The following is a 23900-nucleotide window of genomic DNA, read 5'->3' on the forward strand; positions in this document are numbered from 1 at the left end:
GGCCTGGGTTGGGGGTTGTGTGAGGATTGGGCGGGCGGCCCGGGTTAGCGGGGCCAGTGTCAGGGCGTTGCGGTATTACGAGGACGAGGGGCTGATCACGCCCGGTCGTCTGGCGAATGGCTACCGCGACTACTGTCCGTCCACCGTCGCTACCGTCGTTCAGGTCCGTTCGCTCCTGGAGGCTGGGCTGCCGGTACGGCTCGTCCGGGAACTCTTGCTGCATCTGGGCGACGGGCCGCCGTGCGAGGAGTTCCTGGACGAGGTCCAGCGGTATCGCGACCGGCTCGCCGCGCACATCGCGGAGCTCAGCCTGCGGCGGTCGGCGCTCGACGCCTATCTGCGGCAGGCCCGGGACGCTTGACCTTGACGCCTGTGTGAGGGTTCTACGGTCGCGTCATGGAGAACGTTGATGAGATGCGCGCTCTGATTCAGCGGTCGTGGGGCGGGCCTTCGGACCTGGTTCTCGTGGACGACGCTCGTCGGCCCGCTCCTGGGGCCGGGGAGGTGCTCGTCCGGGTCACGGCGGCGGGGGTCAACTTCGCTGACGTGATGCAGAGTCGCGGTACCTACGGCGGCGGGCCCGAGGCGCCGTACGTCGCAGGGTTCGAGGCTGTCGGCGAAGTCGTCGAGGTCGGGCCCGGGAGTGCGACGCCGGTCGGCGCACGGGTGGTGGGGGCGGGGCGGGGTGCATTCGCCCAGTACATGACGATGCCGGACGCGGGCCTCCTCCCCGTTCCGGACGGATGGGCGGACGCGTCGGCGCTCGGCATGGTGCTGAACTGGGCCACGGCGCTGGCCGCCCTGCGCCCTCTGGAGAACGTCCAGGCCGGGGCCGTTGTGCTCATCCACGCGGCGGCGGGAGGGGTCGGCCAGGCCGCCGTGCGGTTGGCGCTGCACTACGGCGCGCGGGTGATCGCCACGGCGTCGCCGTCCAAGCACGGCGCGCTTCGCGCTCTGGGAGTCGAGGACGTCCTGGACGCCTACCGCCCCGACCTGGCGGACGAGGTCATGCGGCTGACCGGCGGCGTGGACGTCGTGCTGGAGTCGGTGGGACGCGCCACCTTCGAGACGAGCCTGTCGGTGGTCAAGCCGTTCACGGGATGGGTCGTGGTGTTCGGCGCGGCGTCGGGTGACGCGGCGCTGACCACGCATGATCTCGTGTTCAGGCATCAGGTCCAGGTCATGGGCCTGCACATCGGTGCGCTCGCGGCCAAGGCCCCGCAGATTTACGACGGGCTGATGAACAAGCTCCAGGAGCTCATCGCGCGAGGCGTCTACACGGAGAGCGCCCCCCGGATCCATGCCTTGGCGGACGGGCCCGCGCTCCTGGCCGACCTCGAAACCGGCCGGACCATCGGGAAGCACGCGCTCGACCCCTGGGCCTGACCGGCGCCCAGCCCTTTTCTGCCGAAGTCGAAAACTCGCCATATTGGTCGGTAAGGGCGATTGAACCGGCGTTAATCGGCTGGGATACTGTCCGCGTTTTGATCGTTCTCAAGGCGCATTCTCCCCGGTCATGACCATTTGATCGTTCCATAATCTGCGTGAAGCCGGTCATGAGCAGGGCGGATATCCCCAATGTTCGGGACCGGTCGCGGACCGCAACCGCGGCCTCGTCCGCGTGACGCCGGGCGAGGGAGAGGTGGCGAAGTCATGATCGGTTCGGACCGCGGGCCAAGGCGCGCGCTCAGGAGGATCGCGCGGGCCTCCGTGCTGCGCGTGGCCGCCGTGTGCGCGCTCGCGCTGCCGCTGGCCGCATGCGCGACGCCGCCCACCACCAGGGACATGTTCGGCGAGTACCTGCGGTCGACGGACGTCATCGGCGACGAGTTCCAGAGCGCGAACAGCCAGGCCAGGGTGGCCGCGTTCGCCACCATGGGCTCCCCCGAAGAGCTCATCGGACGGCTGATGGCGCCGCGCCCCTGCCAGGCGTCCGGTTGCGTCCGGCCGTGGGAGCAGGGTGGCGGTTCCAACAAGCCGGCGCCGGGATTGGACGCGGCCAACGCGCTCGCGGGGCCGAACGGACGGTTCTACGAGCGCAAGGTCCTGGTGAAGCGGGACGACGACAAACTGGAACTCATCTCGCTCTACCTGGTGCACAAGGCCGACGGGACCAAACTGCTGGTCGATTCCAAGAAGGAGAGCCACACCGGCGGGCTGGACGGCTTCCGGAAGACCAATGACGTGCTCGGCTCCGACGATTTCATGCTCGTGACCCGCGACATCACCGCCGTTTCGGGCAAGAGCGAGATCGTGGTCGTCTCCGGGCACGTCGCCCCGAGCCGGAAACCGTGGCTCATCGGCGGCGCCGTCGTGCTGGTGGCCGTCATCGCGCTCTGGGTGATCATGCGCCGCGTCCGCAAGACGTGACGTCCGGAGGCGGAAGGTCGAAGGCCCGCCCCTCAGCGGGACGGGCCTGATGTGCGGTTGTCGGTTGCGGCGGCCACCGGGCTCAGTGGCGGGAGCCGCCGCGGACCTTGGCCAGCAGACGGCGGGCCTTGGCCTGGGTGCGGGGGTCGCGGGCGAGCCGTTCCGCCCTGGCCCGCGCCTTCTGGCCCTGCGGGCTCCGGATGAATTTCTTAATCCGGTCGATGATGGAAGCCAACGTTCTTCCTCCTCGGCCTAGCTTTGACAGTTCAACGTCTGCCCACTCTGGAAAGTTCGGAACCGTCCCAGAGGTGCGGATCATCTTGCTGAGGCGCGCCGCGTGCTCCAGACGGCCAGGAAGGTGAGCACGGTCAGCGCCGCGCCGAACCACAGGACGGCGGTGGCGGACGCGCCGTTCACCACGAAGCCGCCGAACAGCGCCCCGAGCGCGATGGCCAGGTTGAACACGACGGTGTTGAGCGCCGTGGCCGCCTCGGCGTGGTCGGGCGCGGCCTTCAGGATCCACATCTGGACGGTGATGGGCACGCCACCGAACGCCAGGCCCCACAGGACCAGGAGGGCGACCCCGGTGGCGGCCGTCGCGCCGAGCAGCGGGAACACGGCCAGGACGGCGGTGAGCAGGACGCTGACGGCGACAAGCGTGACGCGGACGTTCTTCCCCGCGGCGCTTCCGGCGGCGAACGTCCCGGCGATGCCCGCGGCGCCGAACACCAGCAGCAGCGGGCCGATGAGGTCCTCGTCGATGCCGGAGATGTCCTGGAGGACGGGGCTGACGAAGGTGTAGGCCGCCATGTGCCCGCTGACCAGCAGGAACGTGGCCATGGTCGCGCCGCGGACGAACGGGTTGCCGAAGAGCGCGAGCAGCGGGCGGAGGTGGATGGACCCGGTGGCGGGGATGCCGGGCAGGAGCACGAACAGCGCGGCCACGGCCAGGAGGCCCAGGCCGGAGAGGGTGAGGAACGCGATCCGCCAGTCGGTGAGGCCGCCGATCAACGTCCCGGCCGGAACACCGAGAACGTTCGCGGCCGTCGCCCCGCCGAAGGCGATGGACGTGGCGCGGGGAACGTGGGTCGACGGGACGAGGCGGACGGCGATCCCGGCGGCCAGCGCCCAAAACCCGCCGATGGAGATCCCGACCAGGAAGCGGGAGGCCAGCAGGACGGGGAAGTTCGGAGCCAGGAAGGAGAGGAGGTTCGCCGCCACCATGAGGCTGATCAGGCCCAGCAGGACGACGCGGCGGTCCAGCCGTCCGATCACGACGGGAACGAAGAGCGCGCCCGCGGACGCGACCAGGCCGGGCACGGTGACCATCAGGCCCGCCGTCCCCTCGGAGACCCCGAGGTCACCGCCGATGGACGTCAGCAGGCCGACGGGCAACTGTTCCGCCGTGACCACGAGAAACGTCCCGACGGCGACCGCTAGGACGGCCAGCCAGCGCTTGAGGGTCACATGCTCGGAGGCGGCCTCGGCCGCCGCGGACGGTTCGACGCGGTTCATCGCTGCACACTCCCTGCTCGACGGATCATCTGTCAACGTCAAATAGATCAACGTTAAGATTTATTCCGTTGAGAGACTACAGAGATCCCTGGGGCGCGCAACGTCCGGCTCAGGACGGACCGACCCGAGCCGGACCGAGCCGGGCCGAGCCGGGCCGGAAAGGTTTCCCCACGGCGGCGGGACGCAGCAGTCTGCGGCGCATCGGAGCGGTCGGAAGGACCGCTCACGAGCACAGAAGGAGGGCGCGAGCCCCATGACAAGCATCCGTAGGACCGCATTGACACTGGCCACCGCCACAGCCGTAATGACCCCTGCAACGGCCGTACTGACGGCTCCCGCCGCATCGGCCGCCCCGGCGCCCGTCGCAGCGCCGGCCCCGCAGACCACCGAGGCGTTCAGCGCGGCCGCGCGCTGGCGCCTTACCGTCGGCCTCGCCGTCGACCAGCGCCGCAACCGCTACGCCGCCGCAGCCCGGATGAAGGACCTGACCTCGGGCCGCGACCGGGTCTGCGTCAGGGTGTACGTGCAGCGCAAGCACCGCTCCGGCTGGAGGCGCGTGACTCCGCTGCCCAAGAAGTGCGGCTGGGACTCCGTCACCGTCAAGCTCCCCACGCGGAGCTGCGTCAATGGCAAGTACTACCGGGCTGTTGCGCAGGGGTGGTGGCACAACCGTCTGGTCGCCGTCGCGAAGACCCGCGGCATCAAGTGCTGACGCGGCTCGCATCCTGAACCGTGCCGTGGCACCGGATCACTAGCGTTGGGGCACCGGTGCCACGGCACGCCGCCCTCCGGGGCGGTGCCGGGCGTCATGCACGCCGTGAACATCGTCGCGAAAGTCGCCGGTCGCGCACTTCATGTCGAAAGCTTTCTGACCGCTTTCGCGATTCATATTTGCTCATCAGTTCCGCCCTGAAAACCCGAGCTCACCGCACTGCCTCGGCGAGGGCGCCGGACGGTCGACGCTTCAGGCAAGGGCCGTCACCGCCGTCCGGGCGACCACTTTCGGCCGAACGGAGCCGTCGCATTCTGGGCTCCGGATGATTTGCGCACTTCACAGGGCGGACGCAGCGGCAAACTACCCGAAGTCCTGGGCCCTTATGGGCTACTGGCGGATAGTGAACAATCTCTCCCGTGAGCAGACCCGAGGAACATGTGATCCCCGAATCGGTCACGTACCTTTGGGATCGCGTCAAGGACGCGCTCAAAGCCTGCGGCGAACCTTCGCCACGCGACATCGACCGCCTGGCCGCATCATGCGGTCTGAAGCTGCCGTCGAGCACCGTCGAGGGCTGGTTCAAAACATGGTCTGTCGTGCCCGCGTGGGAGAAACTCGACGCATTGGTCAAAGCGCTCGGCGCCGAGCACGACGAAGATTGGAAATCACTACACGCGGATGCTCAACTAGCCGATCGGCGACAAAAGGCCGACACTCGGCGATTCAAGGGCAAGGGCCGCCGGACTCCCGCCGCGGATTCCACTCCCTCACCCGCGAACCCGAATGAAGCAGGGCGTCCGCCGCCGACTGACGAGCATCGCCGGATGCACGTCATCGCCGAACTGAACCGGCTCCCTTCCATGAAGGCCACGGTGACCCACATCCCGGACAGGAAGGCCGTCGCCCTCCTTTCCCTCGGCGCACTGGCGGTGCTCGTAGCGCTGGCGGTCTTCTTCACCGAACTCGGCCCCGGCGGATCCGGCGATTCCGGCGGCTCCGGCCGTGTCAGCGGTGTCGGCGATGTCGGCGCCTCCGGCGGTCTCAACGGATCCGGCGCCCCCGTCACCGGCTCGCGCCCAGACCCGGGGCCGGAGACGGCGACCCGCACACTCGACATGTCCGCGAAGGCGGAGCGCCGGTGGGTCATCACCCGGCCCTGGGGGCAGGTCGTCGGCACCACCACCCGCACCAAGCTCCGCGGATGGCTCCGCAAGGACGGCAGCGGATGTACTCAAGTGGTCGTCTGGTGGTTCAAGGGCGACCGCGTACGAGACCTCGACGTCACCCTGAAAAGGTGTCAAAAGACCGCCGTACAGAGATTCGTCCTGCGTGCGGGCGACCGCCGACACTTCGAGGCGGACCGGATAGTGATCACCATGCGCCTGATCGAACCCGCGGACTAGGTGGACGCGCGGCGTCCAAACGCAGAGAAACCTCCGGCCGGAATAACCTCCGGCCGGGGTACCGTCAGAACGCTTCGTCCAGCGAGACGCTCCCTTTCACCCCGATCTGGTACGCCGAGACGCGCCGCTCGAAGAAGTTCGAAAGCTCCTGGACGTCCTGTAGCTCCATGAACGCGAACGGGTTCGCCGTCCCGTAGCGGGCCGGGAGGCCGAGGCGGACGAGGCGCTGGTCCGCGACGTACTCCAGGTAGGCGCGCATGTCGTCCGCGCTCATCCCGGGCAGCCCGTCGCCGCACAGGTCGCGGGCGAAGTCGAGTTCCGCCTGGACGGCCTCGTCCAGCATCCGCGTGACCTGCTCCGTCAGCTCGGCGTCGAACAGCTCCGGCTCCTCCGCCCGGACGGTGTCGACCACCGAGAACGCGAACTCCATGTGCGCGGATTCATCCCGAAAGACCCAGTTGGTTCCGGAGGCGAGGCCGTTCAGCAGCCCGCGCGAACGGAGCCAGTACACGTAGGCGAAGGCGCCATAGAAGAACAAGCCCTCGATGCACGCCGCGAAACAGATCAGGTTCAGAAGGAACGCGCGACGGTCTGCGCCGGTGCGGAGCTCGTCCAGGGAGCCGAGCGAGTCGATCCAGCGGAAGCAGAACTCCGCCTTGGACCGGATGGACGGGATGTGCTCGATCGCCGCGAACGCCTTGGCGCGCTCGTCCTGGTCGGGGAGGTAAGTGTCGAGCAGGGTCAAGTAGAACTGGACGTGGACGGCCTCCTCGAACAGCTGGCGCGACAGGTAGAGCCGCGCCTCGGGAGCGTTGACGTGCTTGTAGAGGTTGAGCACCAGGTTGTTCGCCACGATCGAGTCGCCGGTGGCGAAGAACGCGACGAGCCGGTTGACGAGGTGCAGTTCTGCGGGCGTCAGGCGCGCGAGGTCCACGAGGTCGGACGCGAGGTCGACCTCCTCGACCGTCCACGTGTTGCGGATCGCGGCGCGGTAGCGCTCGTAGAAGTCGGGGTAGCGCATGGGCCGCAGCGTCAGGTCCATGCCGGGGTCGAGCAGCATCATTACTGGCACGCCTCGCAGGTCTCGGGGTTCTCCAGGGAGCAGACGGCCGCCGCCACCGTGGTCTGGGCGATCCGGGTGGCGGGGCGCGACCGCAGGTAGTACGTGGTCTTGAGGCCGCTCCGCCACGCGTAGGCGTACATCGAGGAGAGCTTGCCGATGGTCGGCGTCTCCATGAACAGGTTCAGCGAGTGGGCCTGGTCGATGTACGGGGTCCGGGCGGCGGCGAGGTCGATCAGCGCCTTCTGCGGCAGCTCCCACGCGGTGCGGTAGAGGGCCAGCATCTCCTCCGGCAGGTCGACGAGGCCCTGGACGGAGCCGTTCGCCTTCTTGATCGCCTCCCGGACGGCCGGAGTCCACAGCCCGAGCGACTTCAGATCGTCCACCAGATAGCCGTTGATCTGTAGGAACTCGCCGGACAGCGTCTCGCGCTTGAACAGGTTGGAGACCTGCGGCTCGATGCACTCGTAGCAGCCCGCGATGGACGCGATCGTCGCGGTCGGCGCGATCGCGATCAGCAGCGAGTTGCGGAGCCCGACCTCGGCGACGCGCGCCCGCACCCGCTCCCATTCGTCCGGACGGGCCGGTGCGGCGTCCGGGAAATGGTCCAGGTGGAGCTGGCCGCGGGCGGTGCGGGTCCGGTCGTAGGCGGGCAGCGGGCCGTGCGCGGCGGCGAGGTCGGCGGACGCGTCGTAGGCCGCCAGCGCGATCTCCTCCGCGATGCGCGTCGACAGGACCCGGGCCTCGTCGGAGTCGAACGGCAGGCGGAGCGTGAAGAAGACGTCCGCGAGCCCCATCACGCCCAGGCCGACCGGGCGCCATTTCCGGTTCGCCTTCTCCGCTTCTGGGGTCGGGTAGAAGCCGCGGTCAATGGTGCGGTCGAGGAACCGGATGGCGGTGCGGACGGTGGCGCGCAGCCGCTCCCAGTCCATCCCGGACGGCCCGACGTGCGCGGCGAGGTTCACCGATCCGAGGTTGCACACGGCCGCCTCGCCGTCGCTCGTCACCTCCAGGATCTCGGTGCACAGGTTCGACAGGTGGACGGACTGGCCCGGCTCGGCGGTCTGGTTGCAGGCGCGGTTGGCGGCGTCCTTGAACGTCATCCAGCCGTTGCCGGTCTCGGCGAGCGTCCGCATCATCCGCCCGTAGAGCTTGCGGGCCGGGAGCTGCCGGACGAACCGTCCCGCCTTCTCCGCCGCCCGGTACGCCTCGTCGAACGCGTCGCCCCACAGGTCCGCCAGCTCGGGGACCTCCTTCGGGTCGAACAGGGACCAGGTCCCGTCCTGCTCGACGCGGCGCATGAACTCGTCGGGGATCCAGTTGGCGAGGTTGAGGTTGTGGGTGCGGCGCGCGTCCTCGCCCGTGTTGTCGCGCAGCTCCAGGAACTCCTCGACGTCGGCGTGCCACGGCTCCAGGTACACGCACGCCGCGCCCTTACGGCGCCCGCCCTGGTTGACGGCGGCGACCGACGAGTCGAGCGTCCGCAGCCACGGGACGATCCCGTTGGAATGCCCGTTCGTGCCGCGGATCAGCGAGCCCCGGGACCGGACCTTCGTCCACGAGATCCCGATGCCGCCCGCGTACTTGCTGAGCCGCGCCACCTGCCCGTACCGCTCGTAGATCGACTCCAGCTCGTCGCGCGGCGAGTCGAGCAGGAAGCAGGACGAGAGCTGCGGGCGCCGGGCGGCGGAGTTGAAGAGCGTCGGTGAGCTGGGCAGATACGAGAGGGTGCTCAGCAGCCCGTACAGTTCGGCGGCCTCATCGGCGGAGTCGGCCAAGCCGCACGCCACGCGCAGGAGGAAATGCTGCGGACGTTCGAGGACGAGCCTCGACCGCGGATGCCTCAGCAGGTAGCGGTCGTAGAGCGTCCGGAGCCCGAAGTACTCGAAGCGGTCGTCGGCGGACGGGTCGATGAGGGCGTTGAGCGCGGCGGCGTCGGCGGCGACGAACGCGGCCGGAGCGTCCGCGAGCAGACCCTCCCGATGCGCGGCGGCGACCGATTCGGCGAACGTCCGGACCCCGGCGGACGCCGCCTCGTCCCTGATCCGCAGCCCGAGCAGGCGTGCCGCGACCTTGGAGTATCCGGGTTCGGCCGAGACCAGCGCGCTCGCCTCGCCGATCGCCAGGTCGCGCAGCGCCGCCGCGTCCAGGCCGTCCGTCCCCTCCCCAGGGCGGACGGCGGCCAGCACCCGGCCCGGCTCGACGTCCGGCACCCCGTCGCAGGCGGCCTCGACCTCGGCGGCGACCTTCGCCACGGCCTCCGCGGCGACCTCCGCGAACGCCGCCCCGCGCGGCTCCACCGGTACGGCCAGGTCCTGTGTCACGTGCTCTCTCCCCTCGCAGCCGCCCCGCGGACGGCATGCGAACGGGACACGAGCCGCCCAGCGATAGGCACGCCGCGTTCCGCCCCCGGCCCACCCGCGAAGCCTGGACGTGTCGACCCGGGGGCGACCCCGGGTTCTCCGTGCGGGCAGGTCTTCGGACTCGCGGGCATCGCGCCTTCTCGGACGAAGGCGCGTCCTACTGGCCGTCGCTTCCCGGGCCGGTGGATTCCGGCCCAGTGCGTGAAGACGGCGGTCGTTCCCACTCACCGCTGCGGGGCAGTCCCGGATTCGCACCGGGTTCCCTCTTGCGACGCCCCCGCCGACGAAACGGCGCCGCCGACCAGCGGCGGGGGCGAACCAGCACGGGATTGAACCCTACATGTAGTTGACGATCTTTGCACAACCCCAAGATGTTGGGCGTGTTGGAAAGATCACGGGGCCCACTACCCGGACGGCGGATCTGGTGGCACGATGGTGACGCCATGTCCCTGCGCCCCCCGGAACCGGGCTTCCGAACCGCGCGCGCGGTGGTGTTCGCCACCGTGTGCGTCTCGCTGGCCACCGCCGGGCACGTCCTCGCATCGGGGACGGTGATCCCCGTCTGGGCGGTTCTGACGGGATTCGTGGCCGTGCTGGGCGTGACGCACCTGCTGGCGGGCCACGAACGGTCCTTAGCGACGATCCTCGGCGGCCTTCTGGGCGGGCAGTTCGCGCTGCACGTGCTCTTCACGAGCGCCACCGACCCGGTCCACCCGCCCCTGGCGACCCTTCAGGACCCGGCCCTCCGCGCCGCGGCCCTGCACCAGGCGGGGATGCACGACACCGCCGTCCCGGACGCGGCGACGGCGGGCTCGGACTTCCTGCTGCCCGTCGCGCACCTCACGGGCGGCGCGACGATGACGCTCGCGCACACCGTCGCCGCGCTGATCGCGGCATGGTGGCTGCGCCGCGGGGAGCGGGCCGCGTGGTCGCTGGCCCGGCGGGTCGCGGGCGCTGCCGACCGGTCGATCCGGCTGGTCTGTCTGCTGCTTCTCGCCTTCCTCGCCACCGAGCCCGCCACGGCTCCGCCGCGCATCACCCCCGCCGCACCGGCGACGGCCGCCCTCATGGCGATCGGCCGCACGCTGCGGCACCAGGTCGTCCGGCGGGGTCCCCCGCCGCGTTCGAGGGTGCTCGCCCGCACGCTTCCGTCCTGCTGAGCGAGTGCCGTACGTCACCGGACGCCGATCCCGGCGCTTCCGGATTTTCCCGTACGTAGACTCGAACGGATCCCGCCATGACTTCTCTTTCTCATGCCCTTCCGCCGACCGCCCGCAGGCTGGGCGCCGTCGCCGGCCTCGCCGCCGCGTCGTTGCTCGGCCTGGCCACGGCCGCGTCCGCGCACGTCACCGTCAACCCGAAGACCGCCGAGCAGGGGACGTACGCCAAGGTGGCGTTCCGGGTGCCGAACGAGCGCGACAACGCGTCCACCACGAAGCTGGTGGTGTACCTGCCGGCCGACCGCCCGCTGTCGTCGGTGTCGGTCCGGCCCGTCCCCGGCTGGACGGTGAAGGCCGAGAAGACCAAGCTCGCCACCCCGATCAAAACCGAGGGCGGCGAGCAGACCGAGGCCGTCACCAAGATCACTTGGTCCGGCGGCAAGATCGACCCCGGCACCTTCCAGGAGTTCGACGTCTCCATGGGACGGCTGCCGACCGACACCGGAGAGTTGATGTTCAAGGCCGACCAGACATATTCCAACGGCGAGGTCGTGAAGTGGGACCAGCCGCCGGCCGCCGAGGGGGCGGCCGAACCCGAGCACCCGGCGCCCGTGCTCAAGCTCCTCCCGAAGGGCCAGCAGTCCGCGGTCGGGCTGACCGCGGCCACGAAGGCCGACTCGGCCGCCACGGTGTCCGCCGATGACGGCACCGCGCGGCTGCTCGGCGGCGTCGGCATCGCCGTCGGCGTCCTCGGCATCGCGGTCGGCGGCTACGGCGTCACCCGCGCCCGGAGCCGGTCATGACCCGGGCGGCGGGCCGCATCGCGGCGGGGGCGCTGGCCGTGGGGACGGTGCTGGCGATGTCCGCGGCTCCGGCCTCGGCGCACACCGCGCTGACGGGGTCCACCCCGAAGAAGGATTCGTCGGTCGCGGCCCCGTCGGAGATCGTCCTGACCTACACGGAGACGATCCGGCTGCCGCGCGTGCTGGTCACCGACGCGTCCGGCAAGCAGTACCAGGCGGGCACGGCCAAGGCCGTCGACAACAAGGTCACCCAGCCGGTCAACGGCGCGTTGCCGAACGGGAAGTACACGGTCGGCTGGCGGGTCGTGTCGGTGGACGGCCACCCGGTGTCGGGCAGCTACAAGTTCACGGTGGAGGGCTCGTCGGCGAGCACGGGCGGTGCGTCCGGTTCGACGGCGTCGCCCGGTGCCGGGAGCCCGCAGCCGGTCATCCCCGCGGCGTCCCCGTCGAACGCGGCGGCGTCCGAGGAGTCGGGCGGCGGGTCGTCCGGCTGGCTGTGGATCGGGCTGATCGCGCTCGTCATCGCCGGGGCGGGCGGTGCCGTCGCCTGGTTCCGCCGCTCGCCCGCGTCCGGCGGCTGACGGCCGGAGGACAAAGACGATCATTCTGCTTCCGGTCGGGTGATTACAGGATTACTGTGATTACCCGACCGGTCGCAGCTGGGGGTTCCATGATCGTCGAGTACATCCGCTACCGCATCGACCCGTCCGGGGCGGACGGGTTCGAGGCCGCCTACGCGCGCGCGTCCGCCTCCCTGGCCGCCGCGCCGCAATGCGTGGACTACGAGCTGTCCCGGTGCGTCGAGGAGCCAGCGTCGTACATCCTCCGCATCTGCTGGACATCCGCCGAGGACCACCTCCAGGGCTTCCGCGGCGGCGAGCACTTCCCCGCCTTCTTCGCCGAGATCAAGCCGTACGTCCGGCAGATCGAGGAGATGCGGCACTACGAGCGGACGCCCGTGCGCGGCGCGGGCGGGTCCGTCCCGACGCTGTACGACTGGGCGGGCGGCACCGAGGCGTTCGAGCGGCTCACCGAGGTCTTCTACACGAACGTGCTGAAGGACGACCTCCTCCGCCCCCTGTTCGAGCACATGGCCCCGGACCACCCGAAATGGGTCGCGATCTGGCTGAGCGAGGTCTTCCGCGGCCCGGAGCGCTACAGCGCGGAGCGCGGCGGCTACCACCACATGGTCCGGCAGCACCTGCGCAAGGGCATCACCGAACCGCAGCGGCGCCGCTGGGTGTCGCTCCTGATGGACGCCGCCGACGAGGTCGGCCTCCCGGACGATCCCGAGTTCCGCGCCGCGTTCACGTCCTACATCGAGTGGGGGACGCGCATCGCCCTCGCCAACTCCCAGCCGGACGCGAAACCGCCGCTGGAGGCCCCGATGCCGCACTGGGGCTGGGGCGAGGCCCCGCCCTACATCCCGCCCAAGCCCTGACGGCCGGAACCGACCACCGGTCGTCTCGTCCTCCGGCCGCGGTTCAGAGCGGGCATTCGCCGTGGTGGGTGGGGCCTGTCGTGTAGAGGAGCTTCTTGGCCAGGATCTCGGCGGCGAGGCTCCGGCCCATCGCCAGCCCCGCCTCGTTGCTGAACTGGAAATGGCTGCCGCCGACCACCCGGGACCGTCCGGCATCGGCGGCGGCTCCGGAGAAGCTCGCGAACGTGCGCTTCATCGGTTCCCCGGTGGACGGATCGATGGGCGCCGAGTCCGTCACATGGCTGAACGGGACGCGGTCGGCGCAGAAGAAGCCCGCCAGGACGGCGGCACCGGCAGCGCTGAACGAGCTGTGCCCGGAGATGTACTCAGGCGAGCTACCCGCGCTCCCCGCGCGCGCTTTCCACCCGGTGTCCTTCTCGGTGTGCGGGTTGCCATCGGTATCGGCCTGCTGGATTGCCGTCTCGGGCCGCCAATGCCGATGGACGAACTTGGTCCGCACGGTCGAGATCGAGACGTCCGCCAGGGCGACGCTCAGCAGGGCCGCCAGCCGTGCCTGATCGGAAAGCGACCGTTTCGCGGCCACCTCCAGCGCGATCTTCAGCCATTCTCCGGGCGGCTGCGCCGACCCCGCCGGCAGCGACCAGTACTGGTAGTGCGCGAGCTTGGCCGGGTCCGCGATCCGGGCGTCGCCGACCAGCTTCACCTCGGCGAACGCGGCCGCGTAGTCGAGGCTGCCGAGCGCGGGCGGGCCGGGCGCGACGTAACGCCCCCCATCGGCGATCCCGAACGGGACCATCGCGCGGTACTGGACGCCCGACCAGGCGGCCGGGAACACCCCGGGCCCGGTGCCGCCCGGCTGCGTCTCGACCGGACGCGACCCGTCCCCGTCCCGGACGTCGATGACGTGCGCGCCCACGGCCTGCCCCCATGCCCGTCCGGCGGAAACGCTCGGCCCGTCACCGAGTTTCCCGAGGTCAGCGGCCAGTTGCTCATCGAAACGAGCGGAGCGATCCGGATACAGCCCGCTGAGCACGGCGTGGGCCGCGGCCACCGCCGCCGCCTGCCGGTCGCCGCGCCGCGGAGCGCCGTCCGGCGAGGTCAGCAGATGCGCGCGGTCGCGGCCGTCACTCTGCACCGCGATCCCGTTGACCGCGTCGTACATGGCCGCGTTCACCATCGCGTACGACCGGGCCGCGTCGGCGTCGCTCGCCCGGATAGCGCGCACGGCCTCAAGCGCCAGCCCGTTCCAGGTGGCGACCGGCTCGACATCGGGCCCCGCCCGTCCACCGGCCCAGGCCGGAGGCACGACACCGCCGCCCACCACCGCGCACACGACGAACAGAACCAGGAGCTTCTTCACGACGTCCCGCCTCACCATCACCGAGCAGGGACCCGAGCGGACCACGATGCACCCGTCCAGGCAAGACCCAGGACAGGGACCCAGGACCAAAATGCAACCAACGGTTGCGCATTGCCGCCCACCCGGGTTACGGTTGTCGTGCAACCAGAGGTTGCGTTTTCATTTCGAGCTGGAGGACTTCATGAGCATCGAGCACGAGATCCTGATCGACGCACCCGTGGACGTGGTCTGGCGGACGGTGACGGAGCCGGAGCAGATCGCCCAGTGGTTCAGCGACAAGGCGGAGATCGACCTGCGAGCGGGCGGCGACGGCACGCTGACCTGGGTCGACAAGGAGACGGCCGCGCAGGAGCAGGCGAAGTTCGTCGTGGCGGCCGTCGAACCGCCGCACCGGTTCGCCTACCGCTGGGGCAACCCCGAGGGCACCCGGCCCGGCGAGGGCAACTCGACCCTGGTGGAGTTCAAGCTCGTCCCGGACGGCGAGCGTACGCTGCTGCGCGTGACCGAGACCGGCCTGGACGAGACCGACTGGACCGACGAGCGGAAGACCGCCTACATCGACGACCACAACGCGGGCTGGTCCAAGCACCTCGCCGACCTGGCCACGTACGCGGCGACGGGGGTCTCGCCCAAGTGACCGAGCATGACGAGGAGCTGCTGGCGGCGGTGGCGGAGCCGAGCCGCCGCCGGCTCCTCGACGTGCTGCTCGCCAAGGGCGAGGCGACCCCGACCGCACTCGCCGCGGAACTGCCGTTCACGCGCCAGGCCGTCGCGAAGCACCTGGCCGTCCTGCAACGCACCGGCCTGGTCACGGCCCGCCGCGACGGCCGCGAGGTCCGCTACACCGTCCACCCCGACCGCCTGGACGAGGCGGCCCGCGCCCTGGCGGGGGTAGCCGCCCACTGGAACACCCGCCTGCAACGGATCAAGGCACTCGCCGAGTCCGCCCACCGCAACTCCCAACGCGAACCCGAGCCCGCGGCTCAACAGGACGAGCTCTAGTCCGGGGCTTGAAGCCGTCAGACACAAGTGGTCGTCTGTCATGCTTTTCGCGTGGTCGAGATGATCGGGCGGTACCGGCTGGTTCGGAAGCTCGGCCGCGGCGGAATGGGAACGGTGTGGCTTGCCGAAGACGGCGGCGGGCGGCCCGTCGCGGTCAAGGTCATCAACGACGAGCTGGCACGCGAGCCCGAGTTCCGCGAGCGGTTCCGGCAGGAGGTGGAGGCGGCGCGGCGGGTCCGGCGGTTCTGCACGGCGCCGGTCCTGGACGCCGGCCTCGACCAGAACCCGCTGTGGGTGGCCACCGACTTCATCGACGGCCCGACCGTGCGGGAGGCGGTGTCCGCCCACGGTCCGCTCCGTGGAGCCGATCTCGACGCGCTCGCGGTCGGTATCGCGACGGCCCTGTCCGCCATCCACCAGGCCAGGTTGATCCACCGGGACCTGAAACCCGCCAACGTGCTGCTGTCACCGGTAGGTCCGCGCGTCATCGACTTCGGTATCGCCCGCGCTCTGGACGCCACCGGGCAACTGACGCGTACGGGGACGGTCATCGGCACCCCCGGCTACATCGCGCCCGAGTTGCTGGCCGGTGGCCGGCCGCTCCCCGCCGCCGACGTGTTCTCCTGGGGGCCGTCGTCGCCTACGCGGGCACGGGCCGTCCCGCGTTCGCCGGGGCCTGCGGCGCCGAGATCAACGACCGGGTTCAGCACGCCGAGCCCGATCTGGCCGGCCTTGAGCCCCATCTTCGCCAACTCGTCGCTCGTGCCCTCGCCAAGGATCCCACCGCCCGGCCGGCCGTTCCGCAGCTCCTCGCCGAGCTCACCGGCTCGCCGTCCACCCCGCCGCAGGGGCCTGGACCCGCACACCCGTCGGCTGACAACACGGATCGACTCTCCCGCCGCCCGGCGACTCGCCCGGTACGCGGGCCTGGGCGCGGCCGCGCTCGCCGCGGCCGGAGCCGCCGCGCTGGCCCTGGTCCTGGCCCTGGCCGCAGACGGCGGGAAGGCCGGAGCGGGAGGCGAGGGCCGTGCCACGACGCTGTCCTCGCCTTCCACCAGCGCCACACCCTCGGCAGCATCCATGAGCCCGCCACCGGCCACCACGCCTGCACCCGACACGCCGCCCAGTGCGCAATCGCCTCTGTCGAGCCCGGGCCCGATCACCAACACGGCCAGCGGACTGTGCATCGACACCGACGGCCCGCAGGGATCCGGTGTCCACGTGCAAGTCCGAAAGTGCGGCAACTTCAGCGGGCAGGAATGGAGCCACGACCCGACCACTCATCATCTCGCCAACCCGCCCAGCGGACTGTGCCTGGACACGGCGGGCGCTCCCGCCAAGGGAGTCCGCGCGGTACTGAACAGGTGCGGGAACTACACCGGCCAGCAGTGGCGATACGACCCCGGCACCGGCCGGTTCAGGAACCTCGAAAGCGGCCTGTGCCTGGACACGGACGGACCTCCCGCCAACTACGTCGAACTGGTCCTCAACCGCTGCGGCAACTACACCGGCCAAGGCTGGCACGGGTGACCCGTCGAGCGGCGGGCCGCGCGTACCGGCGTCTGCCCGGGTGCCGCGATCGTCACTCGGGGCGCGCGGGGTAGGACTACCCCCGTTCGGGGGTGGCGTGGGTCACTCGGGATGGCGAACGATCCCTCTGAACGGGTGTCCGTGCGGCTACGAGGAGAGACCAATGCCCGCAGTCGAGTTCCGTGCGGCGCGCGACTTCCTGCTCGCGCATCGCGACGACTACGCGACCGCGTACGAGAAGTTCCGCTGGCCCGTCCTGACGGGGTTCAACTGGGCGCTGGACTGGTTCGACAAGATCGCCGAGAGCAACGACTCGCCCGCGCTGTGGATCGTGGAGGAGGACGGCTCCGAGGCGCGGTACTCGTTCTCGCAGATGTCGCGGCGGTCGAACCAGGTGGCGAACCTGCTGCGGCGGTCGGGGGTGCGGCGGGGCGACCGGATCATCCTGATGCTCGGCAACCAGGTCGAACTGTGGGAGACGGTGCTGGCCGCGATGAAGCTCGGCGCGGTGCTGATCCCCTGCACGCCGCTGCTGGGGACGGCCGATCTCCAGGACCGGCTGATCCGCGGAAAGGCCCGGCATGTGGTGGTGGGGTCGGCGGACACCGGGAAGTTCGACGGCGTCCAGGGCGAGTTCACGAAGATCGCGGTGGGTGAGCCGGTGGACGGGTGGATCCGGTTCGCCGATGCCTACGAGTACGGGGAGTCGTTCACCCCGTACGGGCTCACGATGTCGCGCGACACCTTGCTGCTGTACTTCACGTCCGGGACGACGGCGAAGCCGAAGCTGGTCGAGCACACGCACGCGTCCTATCCGGCCGGGCACCTGTCGACGATGTACTGGATCGGGCTGCGGCCGGGGGACGTCCATCTGAACATCTCGTCGCCGGGCTGGGCGAAGCACGCGTGGAGCAACGTGTTCGCGCCGTGGGACGCGGAGGCGTGCGTCTTCATCTTCAACTACACGCGGTTCGACGCCGACCGGCTGCTCGACACCCTGGAGCGTTGCGGGATCACGAGCTTCTGCGCGCCGCCCACCGTGTGGCGGATGCTGATCCAGGCAGATCTCGGACGGCTCGCCAACCCGCCACGCGAGGTCGTGGCGGCCGGTGAGCCGCTCAATCCCGAGGTGATCGAGCGCGTCAAGGACGCCTGGGGCCGGACGATCCGGGACGGGTTCGGGCAGACCGAGACCACCGTGCAGATCGCCAACACTCCGGGGCAGCCCGTCAAACCGGGCTCGATGGGACGTCCCGTGCCGGGCTACCAGGTCGCTCTGATCGATCCCGTGACCGGGGAGCCCGGTGATGAGGGCGAGATATGCCTCGACCTGGAGGATCGTCCGCTCGGGCTGATGATCGGGTACCACGGCGACGACGCGCGCACCGACGAGGCGATGGCGGGCGGCTACTACCACACCGGCGATATCGGCTCCCGGGACGAGGACGGGTACATCACCTATGTCGGACGCTCCGACGACGTGTTCAAGGCGTCCGACTACAAGATCTCGCCGTTCGAGCTGGAGAGCGTGCTGATCGAGCACGAGGCGGTCGCGGAGGCGGCCGTCGTGCCCTCACCCGACCCGGTCCGGGCGGCCGTGCCGAAGGCGTACGTGACGCTGGCGGCGGGCTGGGAGCCGGACGCGGAGACGGCGAAGGCCATCTTCGAGCACAGCCGGGCGCAGCTGTCGCCGTACAAGCGGATCCGGCTGCTGGAGTTCGGCGCGCTGCCGAAGACGATCTCCGGCAAGATCCGCCGCGTCGAGCTGCGGACGAGCGAGATCGACAAGCATCCGGGTCCGGACGATCGCCCGGAGGGCGAGTTCCGCGAGGAGGACCTGCGGTGACCTCCTCGTACGCGTCGGGCGTGGCCGGCACGCCGCTGCTCGGCGACACCATCGGCGCGAACCTCGCCAGGACGGTCGCGGCCTTCGGCGACCGCGACGCGCTGGTCGAGCGGGCGTCCGCCCGCCGCTGGACGTACGCGCAGCTCGCCGACGACGTGGACGCCGTCGCGCTCGGCCTGCGCGAGCGCGGCGTCGTCAGGGGCGACCGGGTCGGGATCTGGTCGCCGAACTGCGCGGAGTGGATGCTCGTCCAGTACGCGACCGCCAAGCTCGGCGCGATCCTCGTCAACATCAACCCGGCGTACCGGGTGCATGAGCTGGAGTTCGTCCTCAACCAGGCGGGTATCAGGACGCTGGTGTCGGCGCCCGCGTTCAAGACGTCGGACTACGCCGCGATGATCGAGCAGGTCAGGCCGAAGTGCGCGGCGCTGCGGGACGTCGTCCTCATCGGCGGCCCGGAGTGGGACGAGCTGATGGCGGCGGGCCGCGCCGAAGACCCGGCCGTCCTCGACGAGATCGGCCGGACGCTCACCGCCGACGACCCGATCAACATCCAGTACACGTCCGGGACGACGGGCTTCCCCAAGGGCGCGACGCTCTCGCACCACAACATCCTGAACAACGGCTTCTTCGTCGGCGAGCTGTGCGCCTACGACGAAGAGGACCGCATCTGCGTGCCGGTGCCCTTCTACCACTGCTTCGGCATGGTCATGGGCAACCTCGCGGCGACGAGCCACGGGGCGTGCGTCGTGATCCCGGCCCCGGCGTTCGACCCGAAGGCGACGCTGGACGCCGTCGCCGCCGAGCGGTGCACGTCGCTGTACGGGGTGCCGACGATGTTCATCGCCCTCCTGAACGAGCCGTCGTTGGACGATCTCGACCTGTCGAGTCTCCGCACCGGGATCATGGCGGGGTCGCCGTGCCCGGTCGAGGTGATGAAGCAGGTCATCGAGCGGCTCGGGATGGGCGAGGTCGCGATCTGCTACGGCATGACGGAGACGTCCCCGGTGTCGACGCAGACCCGCGCGGGCGACTCGCTCGACCGCCGCGTCTCGACGGTCGGGCGCGTCCACCCGCACCTGGAGATCAAGATCGTCGACCCGGAGACGGGCGTCACCGTCCCGCGCGGGACGCCCGGCGAGTTCTGCACGCGCGGCTACTCGGTGATGCTCGGCTACTGGGACGAGCCCGAAAAGACGGCGGAGGCGATCGACGCCGCCCGCTGGATGCACACCGGCGACCTCGCCGTGATGGACGGCGACGGCTACGTCAGCATCACCGGACGGATCAAGGACATGGTGATCCGCGGCGGCGAGAACATCTACCCGCGCGAGATCGAGGAGTTCCTCTACACCCACCCCGACATCGTGGACGCGCAGGTCATCGGTGTCCCGGACGAGAAGTACGGCGAGGAGCTGATGGCCTGGGTGCGGCTGCGCGAGGGCGTCCCCGGCCTGACCGCCGAGGAACTCCGCGCGTTCTGCGAGGGCAGGCTCGCCCACTTCAAGATCCCGCGCTACGTGCACGTCGTGGACGAGTTCCCGATGACGGTCACCGGGAAGATCCGCAAGGTGCAGATGCGCGCGGAGGCCGTCGACATCCTGGGCCTCGGCGACGGCTAGTCCCGCCCTTCTCCGCGAAGGGCCTTTCGGGACGCCGCCGTACCGGGCATGCTCGGAACATGGGTGCGCCTACCTCGGGGGAACGAACGCCGGGCGAGCTGGGAATCGCGTCTGCCAGGGCTCCCAGAGCCCCGAGAGTCCCCGGCGCCCCCGGCACGCCCAGGATCGCGCGCGACGACGCGGGCGCCGTGCGGTCGGCGGTGCTCACCCTGCACCGGACGACCCGCCTCCCCGTGGTGTTCGGCGGCGCCGTGTCCGGGGGCGCGCAGGGCGGCGGGCATGACCGGCTCCGCATCACCGAACTCGTCGGCAACACGACCGATTCGCTGGACGGGCTCGTCGTCCGCCACGGCAACGGGCTCGGCGGCAAGGCGATGGCCATGGCACGCCCGGTCTGGGTCAGCAACTACCCGTGCTCGGCGTCGATCAGCCACGACTACGACAAGCCCGTCGGGCGCGAGGGGCTGCTGTCGATCCTGGCGGTGCCGATCGTCGTCCGGCGGCGGGTCCGCGGCGTCCTGTACGGCGCGCTGCGCGAGCCGCTGTCGCTGGCCGACCGCGTGGTGGGCGCCGCCGTCCAGACCGCCCGCGACCTCGAACAGGACATCGCCGTCCAGGACAGCGCGGACGAGGCGCTCGCCCGCGCGCGTCCGGCCGTCGCCGCCGTCCCGGAGTCGGCGGCCCGATGGGAGGAGGTCAGGGCCGTTCACGCGGAACTGCGCGCCCTGGCCGAACGGGTCGCGGACGCCCCGACCCGCGACCGCCTCCGCGAGGCGTCCCTCCGCCTGGCCGCCGCCGGTCTGAACGAGCCGAACGGCTCAGCGCGCCCGGTGCTGTCGCCGCGCGAGCTGGACGTCCTGTCCTATGTGGCGATCGGCTGCACCAACGCCGAGGCCGCCGACCGCCTGGGCCTGCTCCCCGAAACCGTCAAGAGCTACCTGCGCTCCGCGATGCGCAAGCTGGACAGCCACACCCGCCTGGAGGCCGTCACCACAGCCCGCCGCGCGGGCCTGCTCCCCTGATCGATCACGCTGACCTCAGCCCCTTCCGAAACCCGCAACGACCTCAACGCCTGCGATCGCGACCGAAGGCAGGTTTCGAGCTTGCGAGAAACCTGATCGCGCAGCGAGCCGCCAGGCGAGACGGAGCGATGCAGCGATCGCGCGCAGCGCCCGACGATGGAGGCCCTCTAGGGCCGAAGGAGGAGGGCGCTGCAATGAACAGGTGAAACCGCGGGGCCGCGCGGCTTCCACTTTCTCCTACGATCGGGCCCGGCGACGGGGTCAGCCGCCGCGTGCGGATGTGCGTCGTCCAGTGCAGATCGGCCCCCGTGGCGCACTGCCTGGAAGGCCGCTCACCACACGCCGGCTGCGCCGGGCCGTGATCGCTCGGCCGCCCCGCCCCGCTCCGTGGACGGGGACGTCCGCCCCCCGATATGCACTGGAAACCGTAACATCTCTGCGAACAACAATGTTCGTAGTATTCGTGGTAAACGGGTTACCTCAACGGGCCCGAACACGTTGATAGCTTGTCCATGTGGACTCCGACGGCTTCCCCTCGCTGCCGCGCGGGCGTCATCATCTCACCCGCGCGCAGGTGTCGGCCTCCCAGCGGGACCGCATGCTCCAGGGCATGACGCAGGCGGTCGGGGAGAAGGGATACGCCCGCACCACCGTCGCCGACGTGCTGAAGCGGGCGCACGTGTCCCGCGAGACGTTCTACGAGCATTTCGCCGACAAGCAGGCCTGCTTCCTCGCCGCGTACCAGGCCGCCGCCGACCGCATCGAGGGCGTCGTCACCGAGGCGCTCGCGGCGCCCGGCGAACCCGTGATGGGACGGCTCGAACAGGCCCTCTACGCCTACCTGCGGGAGCTGGCGGCGGACGGCGGCGCGGCGCGCATGTTCCTGCTGGAGATCTACGCGGCGGGCCCGGCGGCGACGGCGCTGCGGTACACCGTCCAGCGCGGGTTCGTCGAGGTCGTCGCCGGGCTGCTGGGGGAGGACGAGCGGTTCCGCAGGCTGCCGGATCCCGAGTTCGCGTGCGAGATGCTCATCGGCGGGGTCGCGTCCCTGGTGACCGGCATGGTCGCGATGGGCCAGCACGCCGCGCTCCCGAAGCTGTGCACGCCGATCCTGGCGCACTTCCGGTCGCTCCTCGACCGCTAGGCCGCTTCCCGGCCGTTGACCTGACACGGGCCGGTGACCGGCGGGGCCGCCGCGCGCTGGCCCCGCCGGTCGGCACCGGTCAGATGAAAGTGCTCAGCACGGCCGCCATGGCGAAGCCGACGATCGACAGGATCGTCTCCAGCACGGTCCAGGTCTTGATGGTGTCGCGCACGGACATGTTGAAGTAGCGGGAGATGATCCAGAACCCGCCGTCGTTGACGTGCGAGGCGATGATGGAGCCCGCGGAGATCGCGATGGCGATCAGCGCGATGTGCGGGTCGGAGTAGTCCTCGGCCTTGACCAGCGGCGCGACGATGCCGCCCGTGGTGACGATCGCGACGGTCGCCGAGCCCTGCGCGATCCGGAGCCCGCAGGCGATCAGGTAGGCGAGCAGGATCACCGGGAGGCCGGCGTCCGACATGGTGGTGGCGAGGGCCTTGCCGACCCCGGTCGCCGACACGACCGCGCCGAAGAACGCGCCGCCGCCGATGACCAGCAGGATCATGCCGATCGGGCGGAGCGACCTGGCGGCGAGGTCGGACAGCTCGGCGGTGCCAATGCCGCGCCGGATGCCGAGCAGGTACATGGCGAGCAGCACCGCGATGGTGAGCGCGACGACGGGGTTGCCGAGGAACGTCAGCGCGGGCAGCAGGGGGCTGTCCTCCCACCAGACGGTGCTGAACGTGGCGAGCAAAATCAGCACCAGCGGCACCGCGATGATCATCCCGACGAGGGCGAGCGACGGCTCCGGCTCCGGGTCCTTCGCCTCCTTCTCGGCCTTGTCCTTCTCCGCGACGATGTACTCGTCCGGCACCTCGATGAAGATGCGCTTGCCGATCCAGGCGCCCCACGCGACGCCCGCGACCAGGAACGCGGGGATGCCGCAGATCAGCCCGAAGATGATCAGCCAGCCGAGCGGGACTTCGAGGAGCCCGGCGACGGCCACCGCGCCGGGGTGCGGCGGCAGGAACGCGTGCGTCATCGACAGCCCGGCGAGCAGCGGCATCGTGTACAGGACGAGGGAGCGCCCGCCCCGCCGCGCGGTGATGTAGACGAGCGGCGCGAGAACGAAGATGCCCACGTCGAAGAAGACGGGGATGCCGAAGATGAGCCCGGCGAGACCCATCGCGAGCGGCGCGCCGCGTTCACCGGCGACGCTCAGCAGCCTTCGGGTCAGGACGTCCGCGCCCCCGGACCGCTCCAGGATCGCGCCCAGGATCGTGCCGAGCCCGACGATCGGCGCGATGTGCCCGAGGAGCCCGCCGAAGCCCTTCTCCAGCACGGACTCCTTGGAGCTGAGCGCCGTCCCGACGATCTCCTCGACGCTCAGCCCGGCGACCAGTGCGAGGGCCAGGCCGGAGACGAGCAGCGCGATGAACGGTTCCAGCTTGACCTTGATGATCAGGAACAGCAGGACCGCGATGGACACGGCGCACAGCGTCAGCAGCCCGCCCGTCTCTTCTTGCAGCCAATGGACCATTGACGTGACCCTCTCGGTGAATGGGGGGTTGGGGGTGCCGAGGGTGTAAGGCGAGGTGGGTGGA

General features: G+C 70.5%; 22 protein-coding genes and 1 riboswitch. Of the genes, 16 read left to right on the forward strand and 6 right to left on the reverse strand.

All coding sequences use genetic code 11. The features are described 5' to 3' along the window. The first annotated feature begins 19 nt into the window (after positions 1-19). The 3 genes from E1264_RS20720 to E1264_RS20730 all read left to right on the forward strand — a co-directional run bounded on the left by E1264_RS20720 (position 20) and on the right by E1264_RS20730 (position 2370). Positions 20-361, forward strand: coding sequence for a MerR family transcriptional regulator (locus E1264_RS20720; protein WP_132175965.1), 342 nt, complete (start codon positions 20-22; stop codon positions 359-361). A 35-nt stretch (positions 362-396) separates the two neighbouring features. Then, on the forward strand, positions 397-1386 hold the full coding sequence (locus tag E1264_RS20725) for a zinc-binding dehydrogenase (RefSeq protein WP_132175967.1): 990 nt from the start codon (positions 397-399) through the stop codon (positions 1384-1386). 267 nt (positions 1387-1653) lie between these two features. Further along, positions 1654-2370 (forward strand): hypothetical protein, encoded by a 717-nt coding sequence (locus tag E1264_RS20730; protein ID WP_132175969.1) that lies wholly within the window; start codon positions 1654-1656, stop codon positions 2368-2370. An 82-nt stretch (positions 2371-2452) separates the two neighbouring features. Here the strand turns inward: E1264_RS20730 and E1264_RS43535 are convergent, their stop codons facing one another. Both E1264_RS43535 and E1264_RS20735 read right to left on the reverse strand, forming a co-directional pair. Continuing rightward, positions 2453-2605, reverse strand: a complete 153-nt coding sequence (locus tag E1264_RS43535) for a hypothetical protein (protein ID WP_165964276.1) — start codon at positions 2603-2605, stop codon at positions 2453-2455. Between the two features lie 80 nt (positions 2606-2685). Then, positions 2686-3885, reverse strand: coding sequence for an MFS transporter (locus E1264_RS20735; RefSeq protein ID WP_132175971.1), 1200 nt, complete (start codon positions 3883-3885; stop codon positions 2686-2688). A 304-nt stretch (positions 3886-4189) separates the two neighbouring features. On the opposite strand from E1264_RS20735, the gene E1264_RS20740 reads away from it, so the two are divergent. Together E1264_RS20740 and E1264_RS20745 are read left to right on the forward strand one after the other, a co-directional pair. After that, on the forward strand, positions 4190-4597 hold the full coding sequence (locus E1264_RS20740) for a hypothetical protein (protein WP_132175973.1): 408 nt from the start codon (positions 4190-4192) through the stop codon (positions 4595-4597). 419 nt (positions 4598-5016) lie between these two features. Next, complete coding sequence (locus E1264_RS20745) at positions 5017-6003, forward strand: hypothetical protein (protein ID WP_132175975.1); 987 nt, start codon at positions 5017-5019, stop codon at positions 6001-6003. 64 nt (positions 6004-6067) lie between these two features. On the opposite strand, the gene E1264_RS20750 is transcribed toward E1264_RS20745, so the two are convergent. Both E1264_RS20750 and E1264_RS20755 read right to left on the reverse strand, forming a co-directional pair. Then, complete coding sequence (locus E1264_RS20750) at positions 6068-7066, reverse strand: ribonucleotide-diphosphate reductase subunit beta (RefSeq protein ID WP_243711059.1); 999 nt, start codon at positions 7064-7066, stop codon at positions 6068-6070. Then, entirely contained in the window at positions 7066-9387 is a 2322-nt protein-coding gene (locus E1264_RS20755) for a ribonucleoside-diphosphate reductase subunit alpha (RefSeq protein WP_243711060.1), read from the reverse strand. The genes E1264_RS20750 and E1264_RS20755 overlap by 1 nt, the downstream gene beginning before the upstream one ends. A 148-nt stretch (positions 9388-9535) precedes the next feature. Then, positions 9536-9694, reverse strand: a riboswitch (cobalamin riboswitch). 175 nt (positions 9695-9869) lie between these two features. On the opposite strand from E1264_RS20755, the gene E1264_RS20760 reads away from it, so the two are divergent. The 4 genes from E1264_RS20760 to E1264_RS20775 all read left to right on the forward strand — a co-directional run bounded on the left by E1264_RS20760 (position 9870) and on the right by E1264_RS20775 (position 12830). Next, positions 9870-10586: a hypothetical protein gene (locus E1264_RS20760; RefSeq protein ID WP_132175977.1), complete on the forward strand. Its 717-nt coding sequence runs from the start codon at positions 9870-9872 to the stop codon at positions 10584-10586. A gap of 77 nt (positions 10587-10663) precedes the next feature. Next, positions 10664-11389 carry a YcnI family protein gene (locus E1264_RS20765; RefSeq protein ID WP_132175979.1) on the forward strand — a complete coding sequence of 242 codons (726 nt, stop codon included), beginning with the start codon at positions 10664-10666 and terminating at the stop codon, positions 11387-11389. Next, a complete protein-coding gene (locus tag E1264_RS20770; RefSeq protein WP_132175981.1) occupies positions 11386-11970 on the forward strand; it encodes a copper resistance protein CopC in 585 nt (194 codons plus the stop codon). The genes E1264_RS20765 and E1264_RS20770 overlap by 4 nt, the downstream gene beginning before the upstream one ends. An 89-nt stretch (positions 11971-12059) precedes the next feature. After that, the gene (locus tag E1264_RS20775; protein ID WP_132175983.1) at positions 12060-12830 is read left to right on the forward strand and encodes an antibiotic biosynthesis monooxygenase; all 771 of its coding nucleotides are present in this window, start codon (positions 12060-12062) and stop codon (positions 12828-12830) included. Positions 12831-12873: 43 nt separating this feature from the next. Here the strand turns inward: E1264_RS20775 and E1264_RS20780 are convergent, their stop codons facing one another. After that, positions 12874-14190, reverse strand: a complete 1317-nt coding sequence (locus tag E1264_RS20780; RefSeq protein WP_207936052.1) for a vanadium-dependent haloperoxidase — start codon at positions 14188-14190, stop codon at positions 12874-12876. A gap of 181 nt (positions 14191-14371) precedes the next feature. On the opposite strand from E1264_RS20780, the gene E1264_RS20785 reads away from it, so the two are divergent. The 7 genes from E1264_RS20785 (at position 14372) to E1264_RS20815 (ending at position 22356) form a co-directional block, all read left to right on the forward strand. After that, positions 14372-14827 (forward strand): SRPBCC domain-containing protein, encoded by a 456-nt coding sequence (locus tag E1264_RS20785; RefSeq protein ID WP_132175987.1) that lies wholly within the window; start codon positions 14372-14374, stop codon positions 14825-14827. Next, entirely contained in the window at positions 14824-15192 is a 369-nt protein-coding gene (locus tag E1264_RS20790) for a metalloregulator ArsR/SmtB family transcription factor (RefSeq protein WP_132175989.1), read from the forward strand. Before E1264_RS20785 ends, E1264_RS20790 begins: the two co-directional genes overlap by 4 nt. Before the next feature lie 60 nt (positions 15193-15252). After that, positions 15253-16722 carry a serine/threonine protein kinase gene (locus E1264_RS20795; protein ID WP_243711061.1) on the forward strand — a complete coding sequence of 490 codons (1470 nt, stop codon included), beginning with the start codon at positions 15253-15255 and terminating at the stop codon, positions 16720-16722. A 163-nt stretch (positions 16723-16885) separates the two neighbouring features. Beyond that, entirely contained in the window at positions 16886-18568 is a 1683-nt protein-coding gene (locus E1264_RS20800; protein ID WP_132175993.1) for an AMP-binding protein, read from the forward strand. Further along, a complete protein-coding gene (locus E1264_RS20805) occupies positions 18565-20190 on the forward strand; it encodes an AMP-binding protein (RefSeq protein ID WP_132175995.1) in 1626 nt (541 codons plus the stop codon). The genes E1264_RS20800 and E1264_RS20805 overlap by 4 nt, the downstream gene beginning before the upstream one ends. A 59-nt stretch (positions 20191-20249) precedes the next feature. Next, positions 20250-21212 carry a helix-turn-helix transcriptional regulator gene (locus tag E1264_RS20810; protein ID WP_132175997.1) on the forward strand — a complete coding sequence of 321 codons (963 nt, stop codon included), beginning with the start codon at positions 20250-20252 and terminating at the stop codon, positions 21210-21212. Between the two features lie 514 nt (positions 21213-21726). After that, on the forward strand, positions 21727-22356 hold the full coding sequence (locus tag E1264_RS20815) for a TetR/AcrR family transcriptional regulator (RefSeq protein WP_132175999.1): 630 nt from the start codon (positions 21727-21729) through the stop codon (positions 22354-22356). Between the two features lie 79 nt (positions 22357-22435). On the opposite strand, the gene E1264_RS20820 is transcribed toward E1264_RS20815, so the two are convergent. Further along, positions 22436-23900, reverse strand: a 1465-nt coding sequence (locus E1264_RS20820) for a gluconate:H+ symporter (RefSeq protein WP_347813410.1), incomplete at its 5' end; no start/stop codon positions are given.

It is taken from the genome of Actinomadura sp. KC216, assembly GCF_004348535.1.
Classification (GTDB): domain Bacteria; phylum Actinomycetota; class Actinomycetes; order Streptosporangiales; family Streptosporangiaceae; genus Spirillospora.

What these genes read in the sequence shown, in the direction of transcription:
- E1264_RS20725 (WP_132175967.1), top strand. Translation starts at nt 397, where the DNA reads ATGGAGAACGTTGATGAGATGCGCGCTCTGATTCAGCGGTCGTGGGGC.
- E1264_RS20730 (WP_132175969.1), top strand. Translation starts at nt 1,654, where the DNA reads ATGATCGGTTCGGACCGCGGGCCAAGGCGCGCGCTCAGGAGGATCGCG.
- E1264_RS20735 (WP_132175971.1), bottom strand. Translation starts at nt 3,885, where the DNA reads ATGAACCGCGTCGAACCGTCCGCGGCGGCCGAGGCCGCCTCCGAGCAT.
- E1264_RS20740 (WP_132175973.1), top strand. Translation starts at nt 4,190, where the DNA reads ATGACCCCTGCAACGGCCGTACTGACGGCTCCCGCCGCATCGGCCGCC.
- E1264_RS20750 (WP_243711059.1), bottom strand. Translation starts at nt 7,066, where the DNA reads ATGATGCTGCTCGACCCCGGCATGGACCTGACGCTGCGGCCCATGCGC.
- E1264_RS20760 (WP_132175977.1), top strand. Translation starts at nt 9,870, where the DNA reads ATGTCCCTGCGCCCCCCGGAACCGGGCTTCCGAACCGCGCGCGCGGTG.
- E1264_RS20765 (WP_132175979.1), top strand. Translation starts at nt 10,664, where the DNA reads ATGACTTCTCTTTCTCATGCCCTTCCGCCGACCGCCCGCAGGCTGGGC.
- E1264_RS20770 (WP_132175981.1), top strand. Translation starts at nt 11,386, where the DNA reads ATGACCCGGGCGGCGGGCCGCATCGCGGCGGGGGCGCTGGCCGTGGGG.
- E1264_RS20775 (WP_132175983.1), top strand. Translation starts at nt 12,060, where the DNA reads ATGATCGTCGAGTACATCCGCTACCGCATCGACCCGTCCGGGGCGGAC.
- E1264_RS20785 (WP_132175987.1), top strand. Translation starts at nt 14,372, where the DNA reads ATGAGCATCGAGCACGAGATCCTGATCGACGCACCCGTGGACGTGGTC.
- E1264_RS20795 (WP_243711061.1), top strand. Translation starts at nt 15,253, where the DNA reads ATGATCGGGCGGTACCGGCTGGTTCGGAAGCTCGGCCGCGGCGGAATG.
- E1264_RS20800 (WP_132175993.1), top strand. Translation starts at nt 16,886, where the DNA reads ATGCCCGCAGTCGAGTTCCGTGCGGCGCGCGACTTCCTGCTCGCGCAT.
- E1264_RS20810 (WP_132175997.1), top strand. Translation starts at nt 20,250, where the DNA reads ATGGGTGCGCCTACCTCGGGGGAACGAACGCCGGGCGAGCTGGGAATC.